This is a genomic window from Bradyrhizobium sp. USDA 4503 (assembly GCF_054055815.1).
This window is the reverse complement of the sequence record NZ_JBSRXS010000001.1, coordinates 8,562,081-8,575,918: the sequence shown is the minus strand read 5'-3', so window position 1 is coordinate 8,575,918 and position 13,838 is coordinate 8,562,081. Positions and strand designations below refer to the sequence as shown.

Below are 13,838 nucleotides of genomic sequence, written 5' to 3'. Positions count from 1 at the left end.
GCCGGCCGGCACCATCCGTGCCGGTCCGTCGGGTCGTTCGATTGTCAATAATACCGTCGTGAGCGGCGGCAACTCTCACGCAGCAAAACACTACGCATGCCCGCGTCGCACGATTGCTGCGACGCACCAGCGATGACAGGTTTCCCCATCAGTTCGGCTGATATCGCCTTTGCGAATGCCGAATTACGTGCTCTTATGCGCCGCGCTTGAGCAAAAAATAATAAGCGAGCGGACGGAGCAACCGTGCCGTGATCGCGCAGGGGGAACGCCATGACAGGGGACCGCAAGCCGTCGGCCATTAATAATGCCGCACCGACCAGAGCCTCACAAAACAAGCTGAACCGCCGCAAATTCCTCGCCAAGACCGGCGGCGTGCTGGCGGCAGGCGCGTTCGGCGCCGTTCCGCTGCGCGGCTGGGCGGCCGATCCGATCAACATCGGCGCGCTCTATCCGACCACCGGCAGCATGGCGCAGATCGGCGTCGGCTGCGTGGCTGCGGCCAAGCTCGCGGTCGACATGGTCAACGAGGCCGGCGGCATCAAGTCGCTCGGCGGCGCCAAGCTCAACCTCATCGTCTCGGACGTGCAGAGCGACACCACGGTGACGCGCACCGAGACCGACCGCCTGATCACGGGCAACAAGCTGTCGGCGATCCACGGCTGCTATGCCAGCGCGCTGACCTTGATCGCGAGCGAAGTCTGCGAACGGGCGAAGGTCCCGATCATCACCGGATCGAGCTCCGATCAGCTCAACAAGGGACGCACCTACACCTTCACGCCGTTCGCGCGCGCTTCGCAGTTTGCCAAGGCGCAGCTGCAGATGGCCAAGCTGGTCAGCGAGCAGGCCAAGGTCGCCGTCATTTTCGAGAACACCGCGTTCGGCACCTCGACCTCGAACGGGCTGAAGGAGCTGGCGCCGGGCGAAGGCGTCGAGATCGTGATGTTCGAGCCCTACTCGGCCGGCTTCACCGATGCGAGCCCGCTGATCAACAAGGTCAAGGCCTCCGGCGCCAACACGCTGTTCTCACTGTCCTATCTCAACGACCTCATCCTGATCGTGCGCACCGTGAAGCAGGTCGGGCTCAACATCGCGATCAACGGCGGCTCCGGCGGCTTCGTGATGCCGGACTTCTACAAGAATGTCGGCAATGCCGCCGAGGGCCTGCAGGGCGTTGCGCACTGGAACCACGACGTCAGCGACGACGCGCAGAAGGTGAATGCCGAATTCAAGAAGCGCACCGGCGAGTTCGCGTTCGAATATGCCGGCGGCCTGGTCGCGCAGACCTTCATGCTGGCCGACGCGCTGGAGCGCGCCGCCTCCGCCGATCCCAAGAAGGTGCGCGAGGCGCTCTCGACGCTCGATGTTTCCTCGGGCTTTGCTGCGATGGCGCCGGGCGGCAAGGTGAAGTTCGGGCCGGACGGCAAGAACGTCTACGGCCGCCCGGTCGGCGTGCAGTGGCAAAACACCGATCTCGTCAGCGTCTTCCCGAAGGAAGACGCCCGCGCCCCGCTGATGAAGACCTGAACCGCGGTCGCATCGCATGTGGGAGACACTGGCCCAGGCCGTGATCAACGGCCTGCTCATCGGCGGCATCTACGCGCTTGTCAGCATCGGCGTCACGCTGATCTTCGGCGTGGTCAAGATCGTCAACTTCGCCCAGGGCGAGTTCGTGATGATCGGGATGTATATCTCGTTCTTCCTCGCCACCCAGTTCGGCATCGATCCACTGGTCTCGCTCGTGGTCTCGATGCCGGTGCTGTTCCTCGCCGGCGTCCTGATCCAGCATTTCCTGATCCGCAGGGTGCTGGGGCCGAACGACATGCCGCAGATCTTCCTGACCTTCGCGCTGTCGCTGTTGCTGCTCAATCTCTCGCTGATGTTGTTCAGCGCCAATTACCGCACAGTCCACACGTCCTATTCGGATGCGGCGTGGCATATCGGCGGGCTGTACATCCCGGTGGCGAAACTGATCGCCTTCGCGGTCGCGATGGCGCTGAGCGGGCTGCTGTGGGTATTCCTGCACACCACCGATCTCGGCCGCGCGATGCGCGCCGCATCGCAGAACCGCGACGTCGCGATGCTGATGGGGATCAATCCGAACCGCGTGTTCGCGGTCGCGTTCGGCACCGCGCTGGCGCTCGCGGGCGCCGCCGGCTCGCTGCTGATGCCGTTCTATTCAGCCTATCCGTTTGTCGGCCAGGTGTTTGTGCTGATGGCGTTCGTCGCCGTGGTGATGGGCACGCTCGGCAATGTGATGGGCGCGCTGATCGCAAGCCTGATGATGGGCGTCGCGGAATCGCTCGGCATCCAGTTCGTCGGCGCCGATTCCGGCCTGATCGTGGTGTTCGCGCTGCTGCTGCTGACGCTCGCGTTCAGGCCGAGCGGGCTCGGCGCCAGGAGGGGCCGGTGATGCAGACGTCCAGCAACATGAAATGGCTGTGGCTTGCGATCGGGGCGGTCGTCATGCTCGCCTTGCCCCAGCTCGTCACCTCGTCATTCGCGATCGACATCTTCATCCGCATCCTGCTGTTCTCCTTCATCGGCGTCGCCTGGAACCTGATGGGCGGCTACGCCAAGCAGCTGTCGCTTGGCCACGCCGCCTATTTCGGGCTCGGCGCCTACACCTCCACCATCATGCAGGTGAACTACGGCATCTCGCCCTGGATCGGGATGATCGCGGGCGGCGTGGTCGCGATGCTCGCAAGCCTGCCGATCGGCTGGCTCTGCTTCCGCCTGCGCGGCCCCTATTTCACCATCGCCACCATCGCGACCGCCCAGGTGCTGATGCTGATCTTCCTCAAGTTCCGCGACTTCGCCTGGGGCGCCGAAGGCACCACGATCCCGAACCTCGGCAGCGCGCCGCTGATGATGCAGTTCGAGGAGAAGTCGTCGTACTATTACGTCGTGCTCGGCCTGCTCGTGGTCGGGCTGTGGATCACCCACAGGATCGAGAAATCCTGGATCGGCTACTATCTCGTCGCGATCGGCGAGGATGAGGACGCCGCCGAGGCGGTCGGCGTCAACGCGCCGAAGGTCAAGCGCGACATCTACATGATCAGCGCGTTCCTGACTGCGCTCGCCGGGACTTTCTACACGCAGTACATCTACTTCATCGATCCTGCGACCGCGTTCAGCTTCAACGTCTCGATCGAGGCGGCGCTGGTGTCGATCGTCGGCGGCATCGGCACGCTGTGGGGCCCGGTGATCGGCACCGTGCTGCTGGAGACCACCTCGGCGCTGCTGCAAAGCTGGCTCGGCAGCTCGGTCGGCGGCATCCAGCTCACGGTCTACAGCCTGATCCTGATGGCTGTCATCCTGTGGCGGCCGACCGGGCTGATCGGGTTCGCGACCGATATCTATCACCGCACCGCCCGGCGCAAGCCGGCGCGCGCCTGAGGTCGTCGCGATGGCAGAAGCACTCGTCATCAAGGGTCTCAGCAAGCGCTTCGGCGGCCTGCGCGCCGTGCAGGACGTCAGCTTCACGGTGCAGGAGAACGAGACGGTCGCGCTCATCGGGCCGAACGGCGCCGGCAAGACCACGAGCTTTCATTTGATCACGGGATTTCATCGACCGGATTCCGGCTCGGTGCTCGCCTTCGGTCACGAGGTCGTGGGGCTCAAGCCGCATGACGTCTGCGCGCTGGGCCTTGCCCGCACCTTCCAGGTGGCAAAGCCGTTCGGCGCGATGACCGTGCTCGCCAATGTGATGACCGGCGCGTTCCTGCGCGACCGGCATATCGCGGCCGCGCACAACAAGGCGCTCGAGGCGATCGAGTTCGTCGGCCTCTCCGCCAAAGAGCAGACCCCGGCCAAGGACCTCACCACCATCGACCAGCGCCGGCTGGAAATGGCCCGCGCGCTGGCAACGCAGCCAAAAATCCTGCTGCTCGACGAGGTGATGGCCGGACTCAACCCGGCCGAGATCGACCAGGCGGTGGCGCTGGTGAAGAAGCTCTCCGCCAGCGGCCTCACCATCGTGATCGTCGAGCATGTGATGCGCGCGATCATGGCGGTGGCTCGCCACATCGTGGTGCTCGACCACGGCCAGAAGATCGCCGAGGGCGCGCCGAAGGAGATCGTGGAGAATCCGGAAGTGATCCGCGCCTATCTCGGCTCCTATGTGCATCCGCCGGCGCAGGGAGACGCCCATGCTTGAGCTCTCGCGCGTCAGCGCCAGCTACGGCTCGGTCCCTGCCATCACCGATGTCAGCATCTCCATTGGCGAGGGCGAAGCCGTCGGCCTGTTAGGTGCCAACGGTGCCGGCAAGAGCACGACGCTGCGCGCCGTCTCCGGCCTCGTCAAGCTGTTCGGCGGCAAGGTCACGTTCGACGGCGTCGACCTCGCCACGCTGCCGCCCTACCGGATCCCCGAGCTCGGCATCGCGCATGTGCCGGAAGGCCGCCAGGTGTTCCCGGAAATGACGGTGCAGGAGAATCTCGAGATCGGCGCCTACACGCCGAAGGCCAAGGCGGATCGCGCGCGCACGATGGAGCTCGTCTACAGCATCTTCCCGCGGCTCGCCGACCGCAGGAGACAGCTCGCCGGCACCATGAGCGGCGGCGAGCAGCAGATGGTCGCGGTCGGCCGCGGGCTGATGCTGAAGCCCCGCCTTCTGATGCTGGACGAGCCCTCGCTGGGCCTCGCGCCTGTGATGACCGACGTCACCTTCGAGAAGATCGGCGAGATCCACAAGATGGGCACCGCGATCCTGCTGGTCGAGCAGAATGTCAGCCGCGCGCTGTCGCTGGTGCAGCGGGCCTACGTGCTGGAAAGCGGCAATGTGATCATGCAAGGCAGCAGCGCCGAGCTCGCGGGCAACAAGCAGGTGCAGGCGGCGTATCTCGGGATTTGAGATACTTGCCAACTCAGTGCGTAAGTTAAGTGCCACGTCATTCCGGGATGGTCCGAAGGACCAGACCCGGAATCTCGAGATTCCGGGTTCGATGCTTCGCATCGCCCGGGAATGACTTCGTCAAGTCACCGCCGTCCGCTTCGGCTCGACGATCTCGAACATCCGCGGGAATTCGTCCATCAGCGCCATCAATTCATCGAGCCGCTGCAGCTCGCCGGATGTCTTGATCCTGCCGGCATCGACGGCGTCCGGGAAAGTGGTCAGCTTGGCGATGACCTCGTCCAGCACGCTGCGCGCCAGCGTGAAGCTCGCCTGCGCATCGGCCGCCTGCGCACCCCTAACGTAGGTCAGGGCTGAATTCTCGAGATTGAGCACGAAGGTCTCGCCGGTATCGGTAAAGCTCCAGTTCAGCACGATGCGCTTGCCTTCGGCCTTGGGGCCGTTGAGGCGGATGCCGAGCACGTCCCAAAGCTGCTCGGTGCGCAGCGCAGCCAGCGTCTCGCGCGGCATCGGCGAGCGCGGCGGCGTCTTCGGCATGCCCTGCCGCAGCTCCTGCGCACCGAACAGATAGGCGTTGCGCCAGGTCGAGCTTTCCGCGGCATAGCCGAGCTGCTCGAACGTGTCGGCGAGGAGCGAGCGCGCGGCCTGATTATCAGGCTCGGCGAACACGAGATGGCTGACGGCCTGCGCCACGAAACGGAATTCGCCCTTGGCAAAATCCGCCGCGGCGCGTTTCAGGATCGCGTCGGCGCCGCCCATATACTCCACATATTTCTTGCCGGCCTCGACCGGCGGCAGCGGATCGAGGTTGACCGGATTGGCATCGTACCAGCCGAGATATTTCTGGTAGATCGCCTTCACATTGTGCCTGATGTGGCCGTAATAGCCGCGGCCGTGCCAGGCGCCCTCCAGGCTCTGCGGCAGGCGGATCGTCTCGGCGATCTCGGCTGCATTGAGCCCATGGTTCATTAGACGGATGGTCTGGTCGTGCGCGTATTTGTAGAGGTCGCGCTGCTCGCGGATCATGGTGTCGATCCGCGCCTGCCCCCACACCGGCCAGTGGTGCTGGCCGCACATCGCTTCCGCCTTGCCGCCCCACATCTGCAACGCCTCGCCGAGATATTTCGACCAGGCCAGCGCATCGCGCACATCCGCGCCGCGGAACGGCAGCAGATTGTGGAAATTGTGCGTGCAGTTCTCCGCAAGATTCAGGAGCTTGTAGCGCGGGATGAAGAAATGCATCTCCGCCGGCGCCTCGCTGTTCGGCGCCATCTGGAATTCGAACTCGACGCCGTCGATCACGCGCTTGTCGCCGGTCGCGATGATCAAATCGGTCGGCCGCAGCAGCGCCACGCCGCCCGCCGCCATAGTCTTGCCGAGGCCGCAGTCGACATGGCCGCGCACGCCCCTGGCGAGGAACGGCCCGAACTGGTATTGCGCACGGCGCAGCATCGCCGGCCCCGCGATGATGTTCTCGGAGACCGCATGCTCCATGAAGAGGTTCGGCGCGATGATCGGCACGCCCGCCGCCAGCATAGCGTCGTCGAGCACACCGCGGGCGCCGCCCCAATGGTCGGTGTGGGTGTGGGTGAAGATGACGGCGGCGACCGGCCGCTTGCCGCGGTGCCGGAAGTACAATTCCATCGCGGCGCGCGCGCCCTCGATCGAGGTCAGCGTGTCGACCACGATGACGCCCGTGTCACCCTCGATCAGGGTCATGTTGGCGATGTCGAGGCCACGCACCTGGTAGACACCCGGCACCACCTCGAACAGGCCGTGATGCATGTTGAGCCGCGACTGCCGCCACAGGCTCGGATCGACGGTCGCGGGCGCTTTCTCCTCGGACAGGAATCCGTAGGGCTCGAGACTCCAGACCACCCTGCCCTGGGCCGAGGTGACGCGTGCGTTCTCGATGGTGCCGAGAAAGCCGCGCGCGGCGTCGTCGAAGTCCCTGGTGTCGGCGAACGGCAGCGCCTTCAGCGTCGCCGCGTGCTGCGCGATGACCGGCGCGGATGCCGCCTTCGGACTTTCATGCGACGTTTCGCTTGCGGTTGTCTGGGCCATACTCAAGCACTCCCTCGATTGGCGGAAATCGGTTCCGATCGCGCTTCCCTCAGCGGAATTGCACGCCCTCGAACTGGCCGCTACGGCGCCAGCCGTCGATATATTTGAAGTAGGCCAGCGCGCCCGAGGGATGGCCGACACTGAGCTTGGCCGCGGAACCGGGCTCACGGCCCTCATTGTTGTAGTAACCGGGCGTGCAATCCGGCCCGCCGATCATCCGGCCGACGCCAGTCAGCAGCAGTTCGACCCAGCGATCCTCGGCTTCCTTGCTGACCTCGATTTCCATGAAGCCGTTGTCCTGCGCGTGGCCGACCATCAGCGCGATGGTGCGCGCCGCTTCGGTCAGATTGTGTGGCACGTTGGAGATCAGATTGGCGCCCTGGGTCGGCTGCACGAAGAACACGTTGGGGAAGCCGTGCACGTGGATGCCGTGCTTGGTACGCATGCCCTCGGCCCAGTGCTCCGATAGCTTGATGCCGTCGCGGCCGGTCAGATCGAAGCCCGCGCGCCGCTTGTACTCGGTACCGACCTCAAAGCCGGACGCATAGATGATGCAGTCGAGCTGATACTCCTTGCCCGCAACGACGATTCCGTTCTCGGTGATCTCCTCGACGCCCTTGCCGTCGGTATCGACCAGATGGGTGCCCGGCGTATTGAACGCCTGCAGATAGGCGTCGTGGAAGCATGGCCGCTTGCAGAGCTGGCCGTACCAGGCCTTGAGATTCCTGGCAGTGTCGGCATCGCGGACGATGGTGTCGACCCGGTTGCGGATTTCCTCCATCTTCTCGAAGTCAGAATCCTCGAACGCGGCCCGCATGTTCTCCACGCTTCGCTGCTCGCGCGGCAGCAGCATGATCTTGGCGCGGATCCGCTTCGACAGGTCGGTCCAGCCGTCCTGCACCAGATCTTCCTCGGCCGATCCGCCGGCCTGGTTGGCGGTGAAATTCTCCAGCCAGCGCTGTTGCCAGCCCGGCGTCGCGATCTCGGCAAACCAGTCGGGATCGATCGGCCCGTTGCCACGCACATCGACCGACGACGGCGTGCGCTGGAATACGTAGAGCTCCTTGCAGGCGCGCGCGAGGTGCGGAATGCATTGCACGGAGGTCGCGCCGGTGCCGATGATGCCGACGCGCTTGTCGGCAAGCTTGTCCATCAGCGCGCCCGCAGGGTTACCGCCGGTGTAGTCGTAATCCCAGCGGCTGGTGTGGAACGAGTGGCCCTTGAAGCGCTCGATGCCGGGTATGCCGGGCAGTTTCGGCACGTGCAGCGGGCCTGTGCCGATGCCGACATATTGCGCGGTAAACGCGTCGCCCCGCGTGGTGCGGATGATCCAGCGCGATTGCGCGGCGTCCCAATCGAGGCTCGTGACCTCGGTGTGGAACAGCGCGTTGTCGTAGAGACTGAATTGCCGGCCGATCCGCTGGCAATGCGCGAGGATCTCGGGCGCATGCGCGTATTTCTCGGACGGCATGTGGCCGGTCTCTTCCAGCAGCGGCATGTAGACCATCGACGCCGTATCGCATTGCGCGCCGGGATATCGGTTCCAGTACCAGGTGCCGCCGAAATCGCCGCCCTTCTCGACAATGCGGACGTCCTTGATCCCGGCCTCGGTCAGCCGCGCCGCGGTGGCGAGCCCGGCGAAGCCGCCGCCGATAAAGGCGAAGGTGACGTGATCGGTCTTCGGCGCGCGCTCAACGACCGGCGTGTAGGGATCGTCGAGATAATGCGCGAGCTGGCCCTTGATCTGGAGATACTGGTCATTGCCGTCGGGACGCAGCCGCTTGTTGCGCTCCTCCTGATACTTCAGGCGCAGCCTCTCCTTGTCGATCGCGGCGGGCTTTGCGTCTCGGGCTTGCTCGGTCATCGTCATCGGAAGTCGCCTCGCTCCAGCGGTTCCTCGTCCTTATTCCCGGCAGATAAGCCGATATCGACACGATTTGCAAATTCATTCCGATATATTGACAAATCAGGCCATCTGCGACCAATATTCCGTATGATAGCATCTTCCCCTGCCGAGACTCAGGCGGACCCGTCCTTTGCGACCACCCTGGCGCATGGGCTCGATGTACTGGCGGCGTTTCGCCGTCATCCCGGCTCGCTGTCGAACGCCGAACTCGCGTTGCATACCGGCCTGTCGCGGCCGACGGTGTCGCGGCTGACCTACACGCTCGAGCAGCTCGGTTATCTCAGGCGCGACACCAAGGGCCGCTTCGTGCTCGGGCTGGGTGCGCTCGCCGCCGCCTATCCTGTGTTGTCCGCGCTGAAGGTGCGTCAACTGGCACGTCCGCTGATGCGCGACTTCGCGACCTATGCCGGCGGCACGGTGTCGATCGCGATGCCGTTCGGCATCGACTTCATCTATGTCGAGACGCTGCGCACGACGGATACGGCGCCGCACGTGCCCGACGTCGGCTTTGTCAGCACGCTGGCGCCGACCGCGGTGGGACGCGCCCTGCTGTCGCTGTTCACCGAGGACGAGCTCGGCGCCTATGTCGCGCGCGTCAAGGCCGAGCGCCCCGACGAATTCGATTACGTGCAGAAGCGCACCTTGCCCGACATCGAATTGTGCCGCGAGCGCGGCTTTGCCGTCTCGCTCGGCGAATGGCGGCGCGAGATCTTCGGCGTCGCCGCCCCGCTCTATCGCACGCCGACCGGCGAGTGCCTGTCGGTCAATTGCGGCGTCCCCTCCTTCCGCTTCAGCGCCGAGCAGATCGAGCGCGAATGCGGCCCGCGCATCCTCGGACTAGCCCGCAGCATCCGCGCGCTGGTGGAGGAAGGCTAGCCCGAGAACCGGCGGCCGCCGCTTCACCTCGCCCCGCGTGCGGGGAGAGGTCGGAACGCATCGTTAGATGGGTTCCGGGTGAGGGGAGCCTCCGCAAACGCAACTATCACTGTATTCGCGGAAGCAGCCCCTCACCCCACCCTCTCCCCTGCGAAGAGCGGGGCGAGGGAGCCCAGCCCCTTCGCCACTCGACGCGACAATACCACGCTCTACTCATGCGATGCCGGCCCGCTGTCGCGATAGGCCCACAGGCATTCGCGCGGCAACGCGACCTGTGCCTCGACGCCGACCTGATGGCGCGCGGCGGTGCCGAGCTCGATCGCTTCCAGCCGTTTGCCGAACAGCTCGATGCCGTAGGCGGTCTGGGTGCCCTGATATCTGCGGTCGAGCACCTTTGCCGCGAACGTGTTGGCGCCGTCGGGCCGGCCGATCGCGATGTTCTCGGGCCGCAGCGCGATCCGCACTTTCTCGTCGGGCTTGAGCGCCTGGCACAGCGCGACCTCCCCCTGCCGGCCGTCACCGAAATCGACCACCCCATAGCGGCCATTGCATGTGACGAGCGTGCCCGCGAGCTCGTTGGTGGCGCCAGTGAAATTGGCGACGAACAGATCGGCCGGACGGTTGTAGATCACGTCGGGCGTGTCCATCTGCAGCAGCTTGCCGTCGCGCATCACCCCGATCCGGTCGCCGAGCACGACCGCCTCGGCCTGGTCATGGGTGACGTAGAGCGCGGTCATCCCGGTCTGCTTGAGGATGACGCGAAGGTCGTCGCGCAGCCGCAGACGCAGTTTGGCATCGAGGTTCGACAGCGGCTCGTCGAGCAGGAGGAGTTGCGGCCGGTACACCATGCTGCGCGCCAGCGCGACGCGCTGCATTTGGCCGCCCGACAGCGCCACCACCGGCCGGTCGGCATAGTCGGACAGTCCGACCAGCGCCAGCGCCTCCTCGACCATGCGGGCAGCATCGGTGCGCCCGATCTTGCGGTGCTTCAGCGGATAGATCACGTTCTGCCGCACCGTCATATGCGGCCACACCGCATAGGACTGGAACACCATGCCGAGATCGCGCGAACGCGGCGGCACGAGGATGCCGCTTGCCGGCGAGGAGACCACCCGCCCGGAAATGCTGATCTCGCCACCGGTCGGATGCTCGAGCCCGGCGACGCAGCGCAGCGTCGTGGTCTTGCCGCAGCCGGACGGCCCCAGCAGCACCACGATCTCGCCGGCCGGCACGCCAAAGCTGACGCCGTCGATGGCCGGGCGGCCGATCGAGAACTGCTTCCTGAGATCGGTGACTTCGAGCGTCGCCGTCATCGCTGCACCATCAGCCTATTGCCGGTAGCCAAACGTCTTGTCCCAGTCCGCGACCCACGCCGCGTGCAGCTTCACATACTCGTCGAACTTCGGATACCAGAGCTTGACCACCTTTGGATCGAACCCCTCCGGATATGCCGGCGGCGCCTTCAGGGATGTGAGATTGCCAAGCTCCTTGATCATGAAGGTCTGTCCTTCCTTGGACAGACACCAGTTCAGGAACAGCTTTGCTGCATTGGGATGGGCCGCCGTCTTCGGAATGCCGGTCGCGTAGGGATTGACCGGAGCGCCTTCGGGCGGAAAGAAGATCTCGATCGGCGCGCCGTCCTTCTTCTTTTGGTAGATCACGTTGTAGAGCAGCGGCGCGATCGCGATCTCGCCGCGCACCAGCGCATCGGCCGTCGGCGCGCCGGAGGGATACAGCACCGGATGGGTCGCGGCCTGCTTTGCCCAATAGTCCTCGCCGAGCGCCTGGCGCTCGAACATGATCCGCGTCCAGGTGGTGCCGCCGGACTGCGCGAACACCTGCCCGATCAATTTGTCATACTGCGGCTTGGTCAGGTCCATCCAGGATTTCGGCGGGTCCTTCACCAGCTCGGTGTTGTAGGCGATCGACCAGGCGATCGTCGCGCGCGGCCAGTATTTCGGCGAGATCAGCGCGTGCGGATCGTAATCGGCCGCGTTCGGCGGCGCGTAATCCTGGAACAGGTCTTCCAGCGGCTGCATCAGCGCGCGGTCGGAATGGTCGACGACGTCGGCGATCAGCTTGCCGGCCGCGGCCTCAGTCTTCACGCGGGTGATCAGCTGGCCGCCGGGCGCCCGGACCATCTCGACCTTGATCTCGGGAAAGCGCTTATTGAAGGCCTTGATGACCTGCTGCTCGATCTCGGCGAAGTTCGCGGTGTAGTAGACGAGCTTGCCTTCGGACTTGGCCGCCGCGATCAACTCCGCCGAGCCGAACTCCTGCGCCTGTGCCGCAGGCGCCAATGCAAGCGTCGCCACGCTTGCCAAGGCCAGTGTGGTGAAGGTTCGTCTATCCATCGCAATCCTCCCCTTATTCGTTGTTATCCGGTCCGCGCCACGTTGCCCTGCGCCGATCCGCGCGACAGCCAGTTGGCGCCGCCGATCAGGACACCGAGCAGCACGGTCTGCACCAGGCTGAAGGCCGCGGTCTTGCCGATATTGCCGCCCTCATAATAGTCGAGCAGCAGCACCGACATCACCATGGTGTTGCTGGTGTAGAGGAAGAGCGACGAGCCGAGCTCGCGGATCGCCAGCACGAACAGCAGCGTCATCGACGCCAGCACCCCCGGCCGCGCCAGCGGCAACACGATCGTCCTGATGGTGCCGAGCATGCCCTTGCCGCAGACCCAGGCGGCCTCCTCGAGTTCGCGGTGGATTTGCAGGAACGAGGTCGACAGCGCTTTCACGGTGTCCGGCATGAAGCGCGCAATGAAGGCCAGCGCGAGAATCCAGATCGTGCCGTAGAGCCCACCCGGCACGCCGATCCAGGCCCAGAGATAGGCGACGCCGACCACCAGCCCGGGGATCGCGACCGGCAGGGTCGAGATCAGGTCGATGGCGCCGCGTCCGCTGACGCGGGTGCGATGGATGGTGTAGCCGATCGCAAAGGCGAGCGCGCCGCCGACAACGGCCGTGATGACGCCGACCTCGACCGCATTATAGATCGAGCGCATCGTCAACGGATTGTCGAAGATGCTCTCGAAATGCGTCAGCGAATATTGCCGCATGTCGAACAGGCTCGCGACGTCGCGGATGAACATGAACTTGCGGAACGCCGCGACGATCAGCGCCAGCGACGGCAGCACCACGACGATGAGGAGGTAGACGATCCCGATCGCGAAGGTGAGCCAGCGCCATGGGCCGAGATCGAGGCTGCGCGGCCGGAACGCCTTGCCCGCGACGGTGGTATAGCTGCGTCCGCTCAGCAATTTCTGCTGCAGATAGACCAGGAGCCCCGTGACCACCATCAGGATGATCGCGACCGCAGCCGCGGTGTTGTAGAGCGGCGGCGACCAGTTGGTGAGCTTGAAGATGTAAGTGGTGAGCACGTTCAGGTTGGTCGGCGCGCCGAGCACGGCGGGGATGCCGTAGATGCCGAGCATCACGATGAACGACAGCAGCATGCCCGAGACGATCGCCGGCATGATCAGCGGGAACGTCACCGTGAACAGGGTCGCGACCGGGCTCGCGCCGGAGATTTCCGCGGCCTCCTCCAGGCTCGGGTCCATGTTGCGCAGCGCCGACGAGGTGAACATGTAGACATATGGCGCGTAGTAGATGCCGAACACGAACACCAGGCCCCACATCGAATAGAGATCGACGCGCAGGTCGGAGCCCATCCACTTGAACATCGTGTTGATCAAGCCGGTCTTCGGCGAACCGAGAATCGCCCAGGCCACCCCCGCGACCAGCGGCGGCGCGAACAGCGGCAGGATGCTCGCCGCGGCGATGAAGCCCTTGAACGGCGTGTTGGTGCGCACCACGATCCAGGAGAACAACAGCCCGATCGCGACCGCGATCACCGTGCCGCCGCCGCAGGCAATCAGCGTGTTGAGCAGCGCTTCGGCGACGTTCGGATTGGCCAGCACGGCGAGGAAATTGGCGATCGACAAATGGCTCAGGCTGAGACGGATGCCGTCGACCACCGGATTGGTGTCGGTGAGCGCGCCGAGCAGCAGCATGAAGACGGGATAGATGACCAGGAAGGTCAGGATCGCCAGCAATGCCGCGACCCAGAGGCCGGTGAACGCGCGGCGGCGAGTCCCCTCGCTGGCGCTTCGCATGGCTTCGCTGCGCCGGTCG

Annotated in this window: 11 protein-coding genes; 6 read left to right on the top strand and 5 right to left on the bottom strand. The window is 65.0% G+C overall.

The genetic code is table 11. From position 1 onward, the window contains the following. Positions 1 to 270: 270 nt before the first annotated feature. The 5 genes from ACVMIH_RS40260 to ACVMIH_RS40240 are packed head-to-tail and all read left to right on the top strand — an operon-like array spanning position 271 to position 4,853. Positions 271 to 1,524: an ABC transporter substrate-binding protein gene (locus ACVMIH_RS40260; RefSeq protein ID WP_057017536.1), complete on the top strand. Its 1,254-nt coding sequence runs from the start codon at positions 271 to 273 to the stop codon at positions 1,522 to 1,524. A gap of 16 nt (positions 1,525 to 1,540) precedes the next feature. Further along, positions 1,541 to 2,410, top strand: a complete 870-nt coding sequence (locus tag ACVMIH_RS40255) for a branched-chain amino acid ABC transporter permease (RefSeq protein ID WP_028334343.1) — start codon at positions 1,541 to 1,543, stop codon at positions 2,408 to 2,410. Further along, positions 2,410 to 3,396: a branched-chain amino acid ABC transporter permease gene (locus ACVMIH_RS40250; protein ID WP_057017537.1), complete on the top strand. Its 987-nt coding sequence runs from the start codon at positions 2,410 to 2,412 to the stop codon at positions 3,394 to 3,396. Before ACVMIH_RS40255 ends, ACVMIH_RS40250 begins: the two co-directional genes overlap by 1 nt. A 10-nt stretch (positions 3,397 to 3,406) precedes the next feature. Then, positions 3,407 to 4,156 carry an ABC transporter ATP-binding protein gene (locus ACVMIH_RS40245; protein ID WP_057017538.1) on the top strand — a complete coding sequence of 250 codons (750 nt, stop codon included), beginning with the start codon at positions 3,407 to 3,409 and terminating at the stop codon, positions 4,154 to 4,156. Then, positions 4,149 to 4,853 (top strand): ABC transporter ATP-binding protein, encoded by a 705-nt coding sequence (locus ACVMIH_RS40240; RefSeq protein WP_199805251.1) that lies wholly within the window; start codon positions 4,149 to 4,151, stop codon positions 4,851 to 4,853. The genes ACVMIH_RS40245 and ACVMIH_RS40240 overlap by 8 nt, the downstream gene beginning before the upstream one ends. A gap of 120 nt (positions 4,854 to 4,973) precedes the next feature. Here ACVMIH_RS40240 and ACVMIH_RS40235 read toward each other — a convergent pair whose 3' ends face one another. Further along, positions 4,974 to 6,917 (bottom strand): alkyl/aryl-sulfatase, encoded by a 1,944-nt coding sequence (locus ACVMIH_RS40235; protein ID WP_057017540.1) that lies wholly within the window; start codon positions 6,915 to 6,917, stop codon positions 4,974 to 4,976. A gap of 49 nt (positions 6,918 to 6,966) precedes the next feature. After that, the gene (locus ACVMIH_RS40230) at positions 6,967 to 8,787 is read right to left on the bottom strand and encodes a flavin-containing monooxygenase (RefSeq protein ID WP_082653805.1); all 1,821 of its coding nucleotides are present in this window, start codon (positions 8,785 to 8,787) and stop codon (positions 6,967 to 6,969) included. A 123-nt stretch (positions 8,788 to 8,910) separates the two neighbouring features. On the opposite strand from ACVMIH_RS40230, the gene ACVMIH_RS40225 reads away from it, so the two are divergent. Continuing rightward, complete coding sequence (locus ACVMIH_RS40225) at positions 8,911 to 9,699, top strand: IclR family transcriptional regulator (protein ID WP_057017541.1); 789 nt, start codon at positions 8,911 to 8,913, stop codon at positions 9,697 to 9,699. 209 nt (positions 9,700 to 9,908) lie between these two features. Here ACVMIH_RS40225 and ACVMIH_RS40220 read toward each other — a convergent pair whose 3' ends face one another. Genes ACVMIH_RS40220 through ACVMIH_RS40210 form a run of 3 tightly spaced genes read right to left on the bottom strand, consistent with a single transcriptional unit; the run spans position 9,909 to position 13,819 of the window. Beyond that, positions 9,909 to 11,012 (bottom strand): ABC transporter ATP-binding protein, encoded by a 1,104-nt coding sequence (locus ACVMIH_RS40220; protein ID WP_057017542.1) that lies wholly within the window; start codon positions 11,010 to 11,012, stop codon positions 9,909 to 9,911. Positions 11,013 to 11,027: 15 nt separating this feature from the next. Continuing rightward, positions 11,028 to 12,053, bottom strand: a complete 1,026-nt coding sequence (locus tag ACVMIH_RS40215) for an ABC transporter substrate-binding protein (protein ID WP_244558777.1) — start codon at positions 12,051 to 12,053, stop codon at positions 11,028 to 11,030. 23 nt (positions 12,054 to 12,076) lie between these two features. Continuing rightward, on the bottom strand, positions 12,077 to 13,819 hold the full coding sequence (locus ACVMIH_RS40210) for an ABC transporter permease (protein WP_050385128.1): 1,743 nt from the start codon (positions 13,817 to 13,819) through the stop codon (positions 12,077 to 12,079). Positions 13,820 to 13,838: the final 19 nt, after the last annotated feature.